The sequence below is a fragment of the Bifidobacterium tibiigranuli genome, assembly GCF_022655035.1.
GTDB classification, from domain to species: Bacteria; Actinomycetota; Actinomycetes; order Actinomycetales; family Bifidobacteriaceae; genus Bifidobacterium; species Bifidobacterium tibiigranuli_A.
In genome coordinates, this window is record NZ_JALCUA010000001.1 from 183,854 (window position 1) to 199,424 (window position 15,571).

14 protein-coding genes are annotated in these 15,571 nt (G+C 60.2%); 4 read left to right on the forward strand and 10 right to left on the reverse strand.

The window, feature by feature from the left end:
- Nucleotides 1-458 precede the first annotated feature (458 nt).
- Both LKK40_RS00805 and LKK40_RS00810 read left to right on the forward strand, forming a co-directional pair.
- The gene (locus tag LKK40_RS00805) at nt 459-1,364 is read left to right on the forward strand and encodes a Cof-type HAD-IIB family hydrolase (RefSeq protein WP_304308380.1); all 906 of its coding nucleotides are present in this window, start codon (nt 459-461) and stop codon (nt 1,362-1,364) included.
- A 137-nt stretch (nt 1,365-1,501) separates the two neighbouring features.
- A complete protein-coding gene (locus tag LKK40_RS00810; protein WP_304308382.1) occupies nt 1,502-2,038 on the forward strand; it encodes a peptidylprolyl isomerase in 537 nt (178 codons plus the stop codon).
- A 443-nt stretch (nt 2,039-2,481) separates the two neighbouring features.
- Here the strand turns inward: LKK40_RS00810 and LKK40_RS00815 are convergent, their stop codons facing one another.
- Nucleotides 2,482-3,069 (reverse strand): MarR family winged helix-turn-helix transcriptional regulator, encoded by a 588-nt coding sequence (locus tag LKK40_RS00815; RefSeq protein WP_304308384.1) that lies wholly within the window; start codon nt 3,067-3,069, stop codon nt 2,482-2,484.
- A gap of 235 nt (nt 3,070-3,304) precedes the next feature.
- On the opposite strand from LKK40_RS00815, the gene LKK40_RS00820 reads away from it, so the two are divergent.
- Entirely contained in the window at nt 3,305-4,738 is a 1,434-nt protein-coding gene (locus tag LKK40_RS00820; RefSeq protein WP_304308386.1) for an MFS transporter, read from the forward strand.
- Between the two features lie 358 nt (nt 4,739-5,096).
- Here the strand turns inward: LKK40_RS00820 and LKK40_RS00825 are convergent, their stop codons facing one another.
- The 6 genes from LKK40_RS00825 to LKK40_RS00850 all read right to left on the reverse strand — a co-directional run bounded on the left by LKK40_RS00825 (nt 5,097) and on the right by LKK40_RS00850 (nt 10,967).
- Nucleotides 5,097-5,789 (reverse strand): L-ribulose-5-phosphate 4-epimerase, encoded by a 693-nt coding sequence (locus tag LKK40_RS00825; RefSeq protein ID WP_304308388.1) that lies wholly within the window; start codon nt 5,787-5,789, stop codon nt 5,097-5,099.
- Between the two features lie 135 nt (nt 5,790-5,924).
- The gene (locus tag LKK40_RS00830; protein ID WP_304308390.1) at nt 5,925-7,286 is read right to left on the reverse strand and encodes an MFS transporter; all 1,362 of its coding nucleotides are present in this window, start codon (nt 7,284-7,286) and stop codon (nt 5,925-5,927) included.
- A gap of 47 nt (nt 7,287-7,333) precedes the next feature.
- Complete coding sequence (locus tag LKK40_RS00835) at nt 7,334-8,284, reverse strand: sugar kinase (RefSeq protein WP_304308392.1); 951 nt, start codon at nt 8,282-8,284, stop codon at nt 7,334-7,336.
- 96 nt (nt 8,285-8,380) lie between these two features.
- On the reverse strand, nt 8,381-9,232 hold the full coding sequence (locus LKK40_RS00840; RefSeq protein WP_304308394.1) for an L-ribulose-5-phosphate 3-epimerase: 852 nt from the start codon (nt 9,230-9,232) through the stop codon (nt 8,381-8,383).
- On the reverse strand, nt 9,229-9,972 hold the full coding sequence (locus tag LKK40_RS00845) for an orotidine 5'-phosphate decarboxylase / HUMPS family protein (protein WP_304308396.1): 744 nt from the start codon (nt 9,970-9,972) through the stop codon (nt 9,229-9,231). Before LKK40_RS00845 ends, LKK40_RS00840 begins: the two co-directional genes overlap by 4 nt.
- 5 nt (nt 9,973-9,977) lie before the next feature.
- The gene (locus LKK40_RS00850) at nt 9,978-10,967 is read right to left on the reverse strand and encodes a phosphotriesterase family protein (RefSeq protein ID WP_304308398.1); all 990 of its coding nucleotides are present in this window, start codon (nt 10,965-10,967) and stop codon (nt 9,978-9,980) included.
- Between the two features lie 209 nt (nt 10,968-11,176).
- Here LKK40_RS00850 and LKK40_RS00855 point away from each other — a divergent pair, with 209 nt between their 5' ends.
- The gene (locus tag LKK40_RS00855) at nt 11,177-12,145 is read left to right on the forward strand and encodes a sugar-binding transcriptional regulator (protein ID WP_304308400.1); all 969 of its coding nucleotides are present in this window, start codon (nt 11,177-11,179) and stop codon (nt 12,143-12,145) included.
- 35 nt (nt 12,146-12,180) lie between these two features.
- On the opposite strand, the gene LKK40_RS00860 is transcribed toward LKK40_RS00855, so the two are convergent.
- From LKK40_RS00860 to LKK40_RS00870, 3 genes are all read right to left on the reverse strand, one after another.
- On the reverse strand, nt 12,181-14,508 hold the full coding sequence (locus LKK40_RS00860) for a RelA/SpoT family protein (protein WP_273193179.1): 2,328 nt from the start codon (nt 14,506-14,508) through the stop codon (nt 12,181-12,183).
- A 153-nt stretch (nt 14,509-14,661) separates the two neighbouring features.
- Complete coding sequence (dut, locus tag LKK40_RS00865) at nt 14,662-15,138, reverse strand: dUTP diphosphatase (protein WP_304308403.1); 477 nt, start codon at nt 15,136-15,138, stop codon at nt 14,662-14,664.
- A complete protein-coding gene (locus LKK40_RS00870; protein WP_152580905.1) occupies nt 15,138-15,431 on the reverse strand; it encodes a DUF4193 domain-containing protein in 294 nt (97 codons plus the stop codon). The genes dut and LKK40_RS00870 overlap by 1 nt, the downstream gene beginning before the upstream one ends.
- Nucleotides 15,432-15,571 lie beyond the last annotated feature (140 nt).

The following is a 15,571-nucleotide window of genomic DNA, read 5'->3' on the forward strand; positions in this document are numbered from 1 at the left end:
AACGCGGTCAAGCGAGCAAAAAATAGCAATCCCTCTATACATATTCGTTATAGCCTGTATTCGATCCGCGGCATTGTGCGCCTTAGCCTGCGGGACTCAACAGGGCGAAACGCGCGGAGGGACCATGTGTATAATGGCAATCCATGCAGGTGGACTGCATGTATAGATGCAGACACATTCGTTGCCTTCTTTCGCTGCCGCCTTTCGCTGACCGGGCAAGCGTGCACCGCTCCCATTACACTGTGTGATTAGGAATAAACGTGATATTAGAAACTGTCATATTAAAATAAACGTGATATTAAAAATAAACGTGTATTGAATCCGAATTTGTTTTGGAAATACACTTGTCTTGGAAACGCACGGCATTGGGGACCACAGGCCTTGGCACATCAGGATGGTCCATTGCCGGCCGCTGGAACGACCGAGCAGCATTCGCACCGTATGAAAGGCTAGACAGCATGACAATCAGTGATGCCATCGCAGCGCAACCCGCATCCGTATATGCCGATTCCCGAATCGCGCACGGAAAGCCCGCGCCGCAGCCGTCTCACAATGCAAGCCTCGGCAGTCCCGATACCAAGGCCGCGTTCTTCGACATCGATGACACGCTGACCAGCTTCGCGACGCATATCGTGCCCGAATCCACATTGCAGGCGCTGCAAGGCCTGCGCGACGAGGGTGTGAAGATCTTTATCTGCACTGGGCGCTCGCCCTCCCAGATGGGCGTGGTACTCGACACCATCCCGATATCCTTTGACGGCGTGGTCGCCATGAACGGGCAGTACTGCTTCGACGATCAGGGCTTCCTTGAGACCGAGTCTATGAATGGGCATGATATAGGAATCATCACCGCGTGGCTCGACGAGCATCCGGACGTCGTGGCGAGCTTCTGCGAATGCGATTACGTCTACTTCAACCAAGTCACCGAGACCATGCGCGAGACCTGGCGCCAACTGGGCAAAACCGCGCCAAAGGCATTCATCGACAACCCGCACATACGTCCGCTCGACCACCCGACCTTCCAGATCAGCCCATTCATCAGCAAGGAGCAGGAGCACGAGATCACTGCGCTGTGCGACAACGTCAAAGGCGTGCGCTGGCACCCCTCCTTCACTGATCTGATTCCTGCAGATGGCGGCAAGCCTGTTGGCATACGGCGTTTCCTGCGGCATTACGGCTATACCCGCGAGCAGTGCATCGCTTTCGGCGACGGTGGCAACGACATGACGATGCTGCAGTTCGCCGGCATCGGCGTGGCGATGGGCAATGCCTCGGACTTCGTCAAATCGGTCGCCGACTACGTGACCGACGATGTGGACCACGACGGCATCATGAATGCGCTGCGGCATTTCAGGATTTTATAGAGCGCGATTCTGTAGGGCGGGATTCTGCTGGGCGCGCATGCATATAGTGAAAGCTGTGGCATGTCCAGCTTTAGGCTGGACAGAACTTCTGCCCCCGCACATAGTTCCCCGTCCGACTCGCATGACAGACTGGGCATATGAGCACAGTTGTTATGCACACCTCCGAAGGTGACATCACCATTAATCTGTTCGACGACGAGGCGCCTAAGACCGTCGAGAACTTCCGTTCCCTGGCCACTGGCGAGAAGGAGTGGACGAACCCGCTTACCGGCGAGACCTCCCACGACCCGTTCTACGACGGGCTGACCTTCCATCGCATCATCAAGGATTTCATGATCCAGGGCGGCTGCCCGCTGGGCACCGGCACTGGCGGCCCCGGATACGACTTCGACGATGAAATCGACCCCGCGCTGACCTTCGATCGGCCCTACCTGTTCGCTATGGCGAACGCGGGGGTGCGTCGCGGCGCCGACGGCAAGATCCACGGCACGAACGGCTCGCAGTTCTTCATCACCACGGTGCCTACGCCGTGGCTCAACGGCCATCACACGATCTTCGGCGAGGTCGCCGATAACGAGTCCAAGGCCGTCGTCGACAAGCTCGAGGCCGTCCCCACCGACCGCTCCGACGCCCCATTGGAGCCGGCCATCATCATCTCCGTCGAGGTGCAGTAGGCGCTGGCGCTGCCTTAGCGCTACGAGGCGCTTCTCGCGCTGCTTCATTCCAATCAATCCCCGCTCTGGTTTTCTACGCCAGAGCGGGGATTTTGCGTTATTGATCAGATCCAGACTCTTCTAAGACCCGGGGCCCGAACTGCCTGAATCGATCTCTTTCACCGTTGCGCCTAAGCCTTGAACGGCTAGGAGGACTCACCGTGCCGCACCTTGCGCAGATGCGGCTCGACGGAATCCTTAGTACCGGAGATGCGGTAAAGCTCAAGAGCGCCGATAAGTAATCTATGACAAACTGTTAGTAGCGTATATGACATTCTGTTAATAGAATCTATGCCAGATTGTTATATGACGATGTTTCTGGAACCCGAGCAGCTGCCTGATTCGATGCCCTTTAATGTCGATCTGAGTGTCTTGAACAGCTAGAGCAGGGCACCGCCGCTTGATTAACGGTCGTTATTCGTTCGATCGATGCGCGTTGCGAGGCTTTGCACGGCCCGGTTGAATCTGGTGAGTGCCGCGGCGAATTGGGATATCTCCTCCGGACTCCAATCGGAGAGCACTGTGGACAGCGCCCCGAGGTTCCGCTTGCGCTGCTGGGCAAGACTGCGCTTGCCCTCCTGTGTGAGCGTGAATTTGCGCGCCATCCCGCCATCGGGGTCGGGAATACGTTGAATCATGTTCTGCCGCCGCATCGCGGCCGTCTGCCGGTTGAGCGTGGAAGCGTCCAAACCGGTTATCTCGCTGAGCTCGCCAATGCTCATCGGCCGGTCCTCCAAGCTGACAAGCAGTATGTAGGCGCTGCGGTCAAGCATGCCGAGACGGGATCCGCGGAAACCAGCTACCCGGTTGATGCGCTTGCCAAGCAACAAGGCTTCATACTCGATGGCGACAATGTTCTCGGCCACCGCTGCTGGCGGATCCGCAGCGCTTCGCTCCACTGCAGACAGCCTAGCCGATCTGCCGCCGCGTTCGCCAGCTTCATCCGCCGCAGTATCGCGCATCGCGTCCTTGCGATTGTCGCTCGCTGACATGCATTCCTCCTCATTCACCATTCATCGTCATCAACCATTGACCGATTCGATCATGACGGATGACGAACTCGCCGTTCGCAGCGTCTGACCAATTCTTAAGTCGTCTCTCAACAGCTGCTCATCAGTATAACTCGCCGATATGCAGAATACACAACTTGTGCAAATACCTATGATGTGTATTATACATATTGATTGTATGATACACATAATAGCTTTCTACTCATTGGAGGATTTTATGGAGCTAACTCAGACTTCACCATCACTGACACAGCCAGCAACATCACGAAAAGCCACAAGCGACACCGTCATCGTCGCGGTGCTCGCCGCCGCAGGCATCACGTCATCACTGACTCAGACGCTGGTGATTCCGCTTATCGGCCAGCTCCCGACCCTATTTCACACCCAATCATCGGTAAGCGCTTGGGCGGTCACGGTCACGCTGCTCACCGGGGCGGTAGGCATGCCGATACTCGGCAAACTCGCGGATTCCTATGGCAAACGGCGGATGCTGCTCATCGCCTTGGTGCCGCTTATCGTCGGCTCGCTCGTCTGCGCCGTAGCCCCGAACATCGCAGTGCTCATCACAGGACGGGCACTGCAGGGCATCGCTACCGGCATGGTCCCGCTCGGCATCAGTCTGCTACATGACATTCTTCCCAAGGACAAGGTCGGTACAGCAATAGCCCTGATGAGTTCGTCCATGGGCATCGGCGGGGCGCTTGGCTTGCCCGCAGCCGCCGCAGTGATCGAATACATCAACTGGCGAGGGCTGTTCATGGCGGACTTTGCGATAGCGCTGGCTATTGCTGTCCTTATCGCCGTGCTCATCCCCACTCCTGCAGAGCAGAAATCCTACGACATCTTTGACTTTGTCGGCGCGATCGGATTGGGCGTCGCACTGCTGTGTCTGCTGCTGGCGATTATCGACGGGGGCTCATGGGGTTGGGGAAGCCCGGAAACCATCGGCCTGTTCGCCGCCGCGCTCATCGTGACGCTTGCCTGGGGCTACTGGGAGCTGCGCCACACCAATCCTCTGGTCGATCTGCGCACGACCCGCAAGCATAATGTGCTGTTCACGAATATCGCGTCGATTTTCATCGGATTCGCCATGTATTCGCAGTCGCTGCTGCTGCCCCAGCTCATGCAGCTGCCTACTGCGACCGGATACGGGCTGGGCCTGAGCATGCTGGAGATGGGGCTGTGCATGGCTCCCAGCGGACTGGGCATGATGGCGGTTTCATCGCTGGGCGCGCGCATCACCAAATCCCGAGGAGCGAAGACCACGCTGATATGCGGGGCGCTTGTGATGGCCGCGGGCTATGCCTGTGCTGCGCTGCTCATGCATTCGCTGGTTGCGCTCGTTGTCGCCTCGGTCATCGGCAGCATGGGAACCGGCCTCGCGTTCGGAGCCATGCCGACTCTCATCATGAACGGCGTGCCCGCCAACGAGAAGGCCTCGGCAAATAGCTTCAACACCGTGATGCGTTCGATTGGCACGTCGGTGTCCTCGGCAGTCATCGCCATGATTCTCGCCGGCATGAGCGTGCACTTCGGCGGCGCAACGATTCCCAGTCAGTCAGGGTTCCGCGTCGGACTGCTAATCGGCTGCTTCGTAGCAGTCGTAGCGGCGGCAATCTCCCTCAACATCAGGCACACAAGGCAATCCTGACGCACCAGATTCATCCCTTTGCCACACCGATGCTAGGGAACCAGCACTGATGCGATGCGTGCGTCTTCAAGGCGCACCGAGGGAAGGCATACAACAGTACGTCGACCAAGGAGCAACGAAGAAGACGCCCTGTAAATATTGGTGCTGGGAACCAGCACTGACATGACGCGTGCGGCCCCAAGGCGCAAAAAGCGAAGGCGTACAAGGGTACGTCGAGCTTTCTGCAACGCAGGGAACGCCCTGTAATACTCGTGCTGGGAACCAGCACTGATGCGATGCGTGCGTCTTCAAGGCGCGGAAAGCGAAGGCGTACAAGGGTACGTCGAGCCTTCCGCAACGAAGAAGACGCTCCATCGCATCAGTGCTGGCCGTAGACGTGTTGGTAACGGTCGTTGAGACTGTCAATATCCGACTGCTCAATAGGGATGATGTCGCCGAGCTGCCGGGCCGCCCACATCGTATGCGCTACTTCTTCGGTCATCGCCGCCGCCTTGACGGCGTCCTCGGCATCCTTGCCGATGACGAATGGGCCGTGGTTGCGCATGAGGACGGCGGAGGAATGCGGGTACTGCTTGAGCGTGTCCACCACGCCCTGTCCGATCGCTTCCGAGCCGATGAGCCGGAAAGGGCCGACCGGCACGGGGCCACCGAATTCGTCGCCCATCATCGTCAGGCCGCAGGGGATGTTCTGCCCGGTGGCCGCCCATGCGGTCGCATAGGTCGAATGGGTGTGCACTACGCCGTATACGCCGGGCATGTGCCGATAGATGTAGGCGTGCGATGCGGTGTCGGATGACGGCGCTTCGGCTCCGTCGACCACATTGCCATCGAGGTCGCACACCACCATCGAGCTCGGCGTCAGATACTCGTAGCGTAGGCCGGATGGCTTGATCACCAACAGATCGGCGGTGCGCAGGCGCTGCGAGACATTGCCTGCAGTCCACACGACCAGATTCCACTTGATGAGCTGCTTGTGCAGATCGGCGACGACCTGCCGCACCTGCTTCACTTCGGCTACTGTTTCCGGTCCAAAATCAGCTAGAGTTGCCATGATAATTACCTCTTTCCCATACTGTTTTTCGTTTTCCTCGCCCATCCGGCTGGCTGCGCTGCACCCTGCAGAGCCGCTCCACTCGGAGCGTCGCAGCCTGCAGTCAGCCGAATGAATCACCGTGGGCAGCGAGTGTCACAGGCTTTCGAGATTCTTGCCTTTGGTTTCCCGCGCGAACAGGTAGGTGATTGCGCCAATGGTCAGGCATGCGCCGAAGAAGGTGAATGCCGTGGTGATGACGCCGATGTCGATGTGCTGGGCGATGAAATTGCCGCCCACCAGAAGTCCCATGAAGGCCGGGCCGACGACTTTCGCGATTGCGCCGATGCCATACCCGACTCCCAAGCCGGTGGAGCGAACATCGTTGGGGAACTGCTCGCCGCCGAAGGCGTTGAGGATGCCGAACGCGCCGTCCGCGAAGGTCATGATGATCAGCACCGCTATGTAGAACTCCCAGCCGGAATCGTGGAAGAACGCCGCGTAGAAGCATCCGGCCGCGCCGATGATGCCGAAGAGGAACATCGTCCACCGGCGGCCAATGACGTCGGCGAGCCAGGCGGATCCGAAGCGGCCGATGCAGTCGGCCACGGAAACCCCCATGAACAGGTAAGCGACCGTCTGGATGGGGAATCCGAAGGCGTCTTTCAGCAGGGTCTGGCCCCAGGACTGAATCGCGAAGCTGCCCAGAATGAAGCAGAACGACCCGAGCGAAATGATCACCAAGGACTTTAGATGCTTCGAGAACAGCACACGGTAGTTGGCCTTCTTCATAAGCGCCACCTGCGGCAGCTCGCCGACCTGGTCGACAGGCATCTCCAATGCCCATGCTAGAGACCTGCGCGCATCGGCATCACGTCCCTTGATCTGGTAGAAACGAGGAGACTCAGGAACGAACCTCAGCCAGACGAGCAGGAACACCGGCAGCACGCCCAATGCGATGAGCACGCGCCAGTTGTCGCCGACGATGCTTTGGGATATGGAGCCAAGCAGCAGACCCAAGGGGATGAACACCGACGCCAGCCCTGAAAGCAGGCCACGCGACTTGGATGGCACGAACTCCTGCACGTAGGGAATCGAGGTGATGTTCAGGCCGCCGACGCCAATGCCGACACCGACGCGCAATATGGCCAGCAGCAGCCATGCTCCGGTCGGCAGGAACACGGAAAGGGCCGTGAACACGACGAAGCAGGCCACGCACCATTGGAAGGCGCGTTTGCGGCCGTACCGGTCGGCCAGACCGCCCCACATAATGGAGCCGATGACCGTGCCCAAGCCGGAGCATGCCAGGATGACTCCGGCCTCCACTCCTGTCAAATGCCAGGCGACGGTCAGCAGCGACACCACGAACCCGATCAGGAACATGTCGAAAAACTCCGAGATGTTGCCGACGATGACCAACGAAATGATGCTTTTCTGGTGGCCGGTGAGCGGCCTTGCGTCGATTTGCTCGTATGCCGTCACGGGGGCATGCGTCGTAACGGCTGCAATGCTATTCATAATCCCATCCTTACAGTGAAGGCGATATATACGGCCCGTATATACGCTCAGCGATCAATGTCGGTTCCCAGAGGGATGCGCAGCTCTCCTGTCCGTATGCGCGTCAGATCGCCCATATGGGTGATGGCGAATTCGGAGGCGCGCTGGCCCCACTGCACGCCCGAGGCGATGTCACCCGACAGGTATCCGTGAATCGTCGCCGCGATGAACGCGTCGCCCGCGCCGGGCCTGTCGATGACCGGCACCGCTGTGGTCGCGTAGGCGGTGAAGCCTTCGGGACCACGCAGGTACGGCCCATTCATGTGGTCGGTCGACACGACGTATCGGCTGCCGAAGCGCTTCATGAGCCTGGCGGTCACCTCCTGGGGCGTTCCTTCGATGCCGAAGACCTTGCTGGCATCACCGATCGAGCAGAACAGCACGCTGGCGCGCTCGGCGATGGGTTCGAGGACCTTGCGCGCCCGTTCGCCGCTCCACAGCTTGCGCCGGAAATTGACATCGAGAATCACCTCGGCGCCTCGCCTGACCGCCTCATCGGCGGCGTAGCGCACTACCTGCGCCGTGGTGTCGGTGAGGGATGCGGTGATGCCGGTCAGGAAGACGACTTCGGTGTCCAGCATCGTATCCCAGTCGTATTCGTCGATGCCCGTGGAGCGGAACGGCGTCCATTCGCGGTCGTAGATGACGTTCGCCGGCATAGGCCCTGCCCCCGGCTCCATGAAGTAGAGCGCGGTGCGGCCGCCGGGCTTGCGCACCATAGTGTGCATGTCGACGCCGACCGAACGGTACTCGGACAGGATATAGTCGCCGAGATCGCCTTCGGGCAGCGAGCTCGTCCACAGCGTGCGCCATCCGAGCTGCGCGGTCAGGCCGGCCACGTTGGCCTCTGAACAGGCCGGATTCATGCGGACGTTGCGGGTGAACATAAGCCGTTCGCCGCTGTCGACGGTGAAGCGGATTTGCCCCTCGCCAATGGTCGAAAGATCATATGTAGTCATGACAATACTTCCTTGTATCTGTTGATGGTTGATTTCATTAACTGGTTTGCGATTTTTCCTGCACAGCAACGGCGCTTATCAGTATCGTCAGCACTGTCAGCGCGATACGACCTGTATGCCGGCTGCGTTGAGCCAGCCTTCGATCTTCACGCGCGCATCGACGCTGATGGCGCTGGAGTGCAGTGAATCGTCGTTCCACATCTCGATCATCATGCGTCCGGACCAGTTCTGCCGTTCAAGCTCCGCGAACGCCGCAGGGAAATCAGCGGCTCCGGTTCCCATAGGAATGCGTCTGGGATGGCCGGGCAGCACATCCTTGAGATGAAGGGCGAGCATGCGGCCCTGCCCTGCTTTCAATTCCGCAACGGTGTCGAGCTGCTGTTCGGCGAGATTGCCGACGTCCGGGTACATGGACAGCCAGGCCGAGCCGACCTCGTCGCATATCGCCAATCCCTTGGTGATCGAGGTGACGTCGTTGCCGTCCACATTCTCAATGCCGAGCATGACGCCGGCTTGGGCGGCGTATTCGGCGGCGACGCGCAGCGCATCGACATAGCGCTCGCGCTGCCCCGGATCCGCCTGCTCGTAGTAGGCGTAGTACCCGGCCACTTGCACCACGGGGATGCCAGTGTCGTAGCACAGCTCGATCGCCTTGCGGAATATCTCCTGCGCTTCTCGGCGAATCGCAGCATCGGCCGAGCCGGGGCCGATCTTGCGGTGGCAGCTTAGGCACATGCCGCCAATCTGCACATGTGCGTCTTCAGCCGCGCTACGAAACTCGCGCCGCTGCGTCTTGGTCCAGTCCAAGCGCGCCATGCGCTCCGGCGTCTCGTCGATGGACAGGTCCATGAAGGTGAACCCGCCTTCGACGACCTGCGCGAAGAAGGCACGCCAGTCGTTGGCGCCTCGCAGCGCCTTCTCGTAGATGCCCAGAGTGACGCTGCTCATTGCGGCCACACTTGGTCGATGGCCTCGTTCAGCTCACTCGCGGCGACAACCGGGTCCTCAGCCTTGACGATGCCACGGCCCGAGATGATCACACCCACTGGCGAACCCTTGAAGAAGGCGATGTCCTGAGTTTTCACGCCCCCAGTGATGGTGACGGTGAATCCCATGTCGTGCAGCTCGCGGATGCGTGCGATGTCATCGGCACCCCATGTGAGCTTGCCTGCCGCTTCGGCATCGCGCGAGCGATGGACGATGACATGCTTCGCGCCAAGTCTGCGCCAGATTCTGGCCTTGTCCGGGTCGTACTCCTCGCCAAGTTCGATCTGCACTTCGCCATCGAACTCCTGAGCGACTTTGACCACCTGCGCGACGGTGGTGAGCGACGCCCCGGCCACGACCGAGACCCAGTTGGCCCCCGCTTCGAAGCAGTTGCGCGCTATCAGCGCTCCTGCCTCTGCGATGCGAACGTCCGCAAGGATGGTCTTGTCGGGGTAAAGGGCGCGAACCTCACGGACGGCCCGCAAGCCTTCGGCGATGATGAGAATGGTGCCGCATTCGATGACGTCGATCTGGCTGATGGCCGCATTCAGTGGCCTGAGCGCGCTCGGCATATCCGTGGTGTCAAGCGCGATCTGCAAGCGCGGGCGCTGCAACGTCGATGTCCTGCTGTGCTTGATCTCAGTTTGCTCAGTGGTTTGCTTGGCTTCAGTTTGCTTGGTAACTTGTGAAATCATGCTCATTGCGATCAGTCCTCCCCACGAAATGCGAAGAAGGTGCGCGCATTGCCAATCAGCAGCTTGTTCACATAGTCCGGGTCGAACCCCTCGTCGATCATGCGCGGCCCATCGACGGCCGGGTTGTAGTCGATTCCGGAGACGGAGCCATAGGCCTTCTGATACGAGCGCTTCCCGGAGTCGGTCCCCAGCAGGATGCGATCCTCGAATCCATCCTTCTTGAAGGCGGCAAGCTCCGCCATCCGGTTCGAGTCGGGCTGGTACTTGATGCGGTTCGTGCCGTCGATTTCCAGATACACGCCGAGGTCGAGAATCTGCTCCAGGTAGTAGATGTCGGCGTTGCGCTGGATATGACCGATGGCAATCCGGTCGGCCGGCACGCCCAGCTCGATGAGCGTCTGCGCCTGTTCGAGACCGCAGGTGCCGAAGGTGGTGTGCGTGTTGATCGGGCAGCCGGTCTCAATCGAAGCGATGGCGGCGGCCTCCATGCACTTGTGCTCGAAGGGCGTGATCGCGCCGTAGGCGGTGCCGATCTTGATGATGCCTGCCTTGTACGGCGTGCGCTCCACAATCGGGCCAGAATAGTCGTTCTTATCTATGCCCTCGCGCACATCCGCGATGACCAGCTCGGCGATGGCGTCGAGCGAATAGCGGTTGATCCAGTGCGACTGCGTCTCCAAATAGACATGCTCGCGGTGGAAACCCGTCGCGGCGATGACCTGCAGCCCTTCGACCGTCCTCGCCACTTCGGCGAGCTTGTCGGGATTGCGGCCGCAGTTGATGGGGCACATATCGACGATGGTGCCGCCGTTGGCGCTCCACTGCTGACAGGCCTGTGCGAAGTAGCCGCCTTCTTCGACGGCCTTTTCGACGGAATCAAGCTGATGGTCGCGGTCGATGTAGACCTCCCCCGCGCCGACGCGGATGAGATGGTCGTGCGCGTCGACGACGCCCAGGGAATCAGGGTCCACATCTCCTAGAATCGTACGTGCAAATGCCATGATGACAACTCCTTTGTTATTCCGTTTCGTTGCCCCGTGCCCACAGCGCTCGGGGAACCTGACAGTTGAGAAGATATGCCATCACCGGCATCGCCCGCATCATAGCGATGAACAAATGTTCATAGTAAGAAAATAAGCGTGGCATATTCTTCATATAATTACCGCAAAATAACAGCAATTTATTGTTTATATTGATATAATATGAACATATGTTCATAGATGAATCACTTGTCACTGCTGGATCGCGAGAGCATATCGGCCTGGTGCTCAAGGTGGCGCGCGCCTATTACCAGGACGATAAGACGCAGACGCAGATTGCCAAGGAAATCGGCTATTCGCACTCCACCATTTCGCGGCTGCTCAAGGAATCTCGCGACCTGGGCATCGTGCATATCACCATCGGGCATCCTTTGGAGCACCTACGCTCGTTGGAGGATGCGCTGTGTGCCAAATTCCACCTCGTACACGCCCGAGTGGCGCAGATGCCGCATGACGACAGCCCGGAGCTTATGGTGCCTCGCTGCGCCGCGGCGCTGTTCACGGAAATCTGCGCGCCGAATTCTCTAATCACCGTGTCGAATGGCTACGCCGTGGCCGCCACCGTGCGCGAAGTGCCGGTATGCGACTGGCCGAAATCGAACGTCGCGCAGATGATCGGCTGCCTGAGCCCGGCCAATCCGATGATCGACTCCCCCGCCGTGTGTCACATGCTGGCGCAACGGCTGGGCGGCACCTTCACCGCCCTGCCCGTGCCGATGGTCCTGTCATCCAGCCATATCGCCAACGCCATGCGCAAGGAGCCGCAGATCGCCACCGCACTGGCGCTCGGAGGCGGCGCCGACACGGCCATCGTGGGGGTCGGCGCGGCCACCGGGCAGCGGCTGGGACACATCTTCGATGATTACATGGATGCACGCACGCTGCGCGAGATCCAGCACACCGGCGTCGTCGGCCATATCTGCGGCCATCTCATCGACGCCGACGGCAACCATATCCACACCGAACTGTGCGACCGGACGATATCCATCGACTTCGAACGCCTCAAACGCATACCAATGGTCATCGGCATCGCCTGGGGAGCCCGAAAGCTCAAGGCGATTCATGCCTGTCTGGTCGGCAGGCTCATCAATGTGCTCGTCACCGACCGCGCAACCGCCGAGGCGCTGCTGGAAGTCTGAAAACATGCCCTGGTTGTGCCTGGAACCGCTTCACGCTACATCTTGCGCAGGCGCGGCTCGGCGGAATCCTTGGCACCGGTGATGCGATAGACGTCGAACACGCCGTCAATCTTGCGCACCGAGGCCAGCAGTCGACTCAGATGCTGCGGATCGGCCATTTCGAAGGAGAACTGGCTGGTGGCGACGCGATCCGTGCCGGTGGAGACCGAGCCGGAGATGATGTTCACGCCGTGGTCGGAGAGCACGCGGGTCACGTCGGAAAGCAGATGCGGACGGTCAAGCGCCTCGACCTGGATTCTGACCATGAACGAGCCCTTGGTGCTGGTCCACTGCACTTCGATGACACGCTCGGGCTGGTGCTTCTCCAAGTCGAGCATGTTCTGGCAGTCGGCGCGGTGCACCGAAACGCCCTGATTACGCGTGATGAAGCCGACAATCTCATCGCCAGGCACCGGCGTGCAGCAGCGGGCCAGCTTGACCCACACATCGCCGACGTCCTTGACGGCCACGCCGGAGGAGCTGGTCTTGGACTTGCCCTGCTCGATCTGACGCAGCGGCAGGGCTTCCTGCTCGACCTCCTCGCTGATCTCGTCCGAGCCGGCGTCCTTGACCAAGTGGGCGATGGCGTTCTGCGTCGAGATCTGGCCGTCGCCTATCGCGGCGAACACGGCATCGGCATTGTCGAGATTGAGATCGTCCGCTATGCCGATGAGCGCGCCGGGCGTGAGCATCGAGGCAACGGGAAGCCCGCGCTTGCGCATGGCGCGAATCAGCTCGTCGCGGCCCTCTTCGATGGCCTCGGAGCGGCGCTCCTTGCTGAACCACTGGCGTATCTTGTTGCGTGCCTTCGGGCTTTTCGTGAAGCTTAGCCAGTCGCGCGACGGTCCGGCGTTATCGGATTTCGAGGTGAGAATCTCAACCGTATCGCCATTTTCCAACACGGTGTCCAACGGCACCAGACGGCCGTTGACGCGCGCGCCCATCGTGCGGTGGCCGACCTCGGTGTGCACGGCGTAGGCGAAATCGATCGGCGTGGCGCGGGCCGGTAGCGAGATGATCTTGCCTTTCGGCGTGAACACGTAGACTTCGGCCGAGCCCAAGTCCTCTTTGAGCGAGCCGAGGAACTCGTCGGAATCCGGCGTTTCGCTCGTCCAGTCGGCGAGCTGCTGAATCCATTTGAGGTTATCGGCCTCGCTCAGCTCCTGATGGTCGCTGTCTTCGCGCTGGCGATCGGCCTTGCCCGGCGTGCTCAGCGGCCGGCCGGCCTGGCCGTTCTCCTTGTAGCGCCAGTGGGCGGCGATGCCGAATTCGGCGCGCCGATGCATGTCCCACGTGCGAATCTGGATCTCGACCGGCTTGCCGCCCGGTCCGACGACCGTGGTGTGCAGGCTCTGGTACATGTTGAGCTTGGGCATCGCGATGTAGTCCTTGAAGCGGCCGGGCACCGGGCTCCACCGCGCATGCACTGCGCCAAGGGCCGCGTAGCAGTCCTGAATCGTGTCGACGATGATGCGCACGCCCATCAGATCATAGATGTTGGAGAAATCGTGGCCGCGCACGATCATCTTCTGGTAGATCGAGAAGTAGTCCTTCGGCCGTCCGCTGACCGCCGCCGTGATGTGCTGCGATGCGAGATCCTCGTTGATCTCGGCCAATATCTGCTTGAGGTACACGTCGCGCTGACCGGCACGGCGGGCCACGAGCACGACGATTTCGTTGTAGATCTTCGGGTAGAGGACCTTGAAGCTCAGCTCTTCAAGCTCGGTTTTGATGGCGTTCATGCCCAGCCGGTTGGCCAGCGGCGCATAGACGTCGATCGTCTCGCGGGCCTTCTTCTGCGCGCTTGCCTGCTTGACATAGCGCCACGTGCGGGCGTTATGGACGCGATCGGCCAGTTTGACCACCAGTACGCGCACATCACGGCTCATGGCCACGACCATCTTGCGGATCGTCTCAGCCTGCGCCGAATCGCCGTAATCCATTTTCGTCAGCTTGGTGACCCCATCGACCAGGCCGGTGACCGTATCGCCGAATTCGGCGCGGCACTGCTCCAAGCTGTAGTCGGTGTCCTCAACCGTGTCGTGCAGCAGGCCCGCCGCCACGACGATGGGCCCCATGCCCAGGTCGGCGAGAATCTGGGAGACCGCCAGCGGGTGGATGATGTAGGGCTCGCCGGACTTGCGGCGCTGCGAGGAGTGCTGCTTGACCGCCCGTCGGTAGGCCCGCTCGAGTATCTCCATATCCCCGTCAGGATGATGGTATGAGCACACTCGCACGATTGGGGCGAGCGGATCGAGCGGATCGCCGCTGATCTCACAACCCAGCATACGAGCCGATCCGCTTTCGTTTTCCTTGCCGGACATCGATCCACCTCCCTCGCATTGCTTCCTTATCCTACCTTCGCTTCGAGCGTTTCACTGTCGGCACGCCGCAGCATGGTCTCTCCGGCTGTGATGCCGTCGTACAGCGACTCGCAGCACCCAGTGTTCACAGCGCCTGACCGGCTGAAACGCCAATCACGACGAGATGCCGGTCGAGCCGAAGCCGCGCTGCGCCCGATCGGAGCCGGGCAGAGTTTCAGCCTCGACGAAACGCGCCTCGACGTACCGCTGGATGACGAGCTGCGCGATGCGATCGCCCGCGTGGAACACCGCAGTATGCTCCACATCAAGGTTGATGATCGGCACCTTGATCTCCCCCCGGTAGCCGGCGTCAATCGTCCCTGGCGCGTTGAGCACCGTGACGCCCTGCTTGGCCGCGAGACCCGAACGCGGGTGCACCAGGCCGACATACCCGGCAGGCAGCGCGATGGCGACGCCCGTGGGCACCAGGGCCCGCTGGAAGGGCTTGAGCGAGAAATCCTCAGTGGTTTTCAGATCCGCGCCGGCGTCCCCCGCAATCGCATAGGACAATGTCACCGGCTGCGACGAGTCGATGGAGCGCACCAGCACCTCGACCTGCTCCGGCTCGTTGTATGCCTCGTCGTAGGCCATCAGGCAGCGCACTCCTTGCAGACCGGCTGACCATCCTCGTCCATATAAGCCAGCTGGCTGCGGTGCTTCACCAGGAAGCACTGCGAGCAGACGAACTCGTCGCCCTGCATGGGAATGACCGTGACCGAGGCATCCTCGTTGCTCAAGTCCGCCCCAGGCAGCTCATAATCCTCGGCGATGGCGTTTTCGTCGTCGTCGATCTCATTGGAGGAATTCTGCGAACCCTTGCCAAGCTCCTGCAGCGATTCCTCGTCCTCGTCCTTGTTGCGAGGGGAATCATAATCCTGAGCCATCGCAATCCTTTCATCCGTGACGTCGTATTATGCGCCATAGAATACATGACGTTTACCCCGCATAGGATACACGATTCGAAAAGCTCGTAAAATACGACACGTGGGGCACAATGGAAATAAGTAATACGATAGACGAGAAA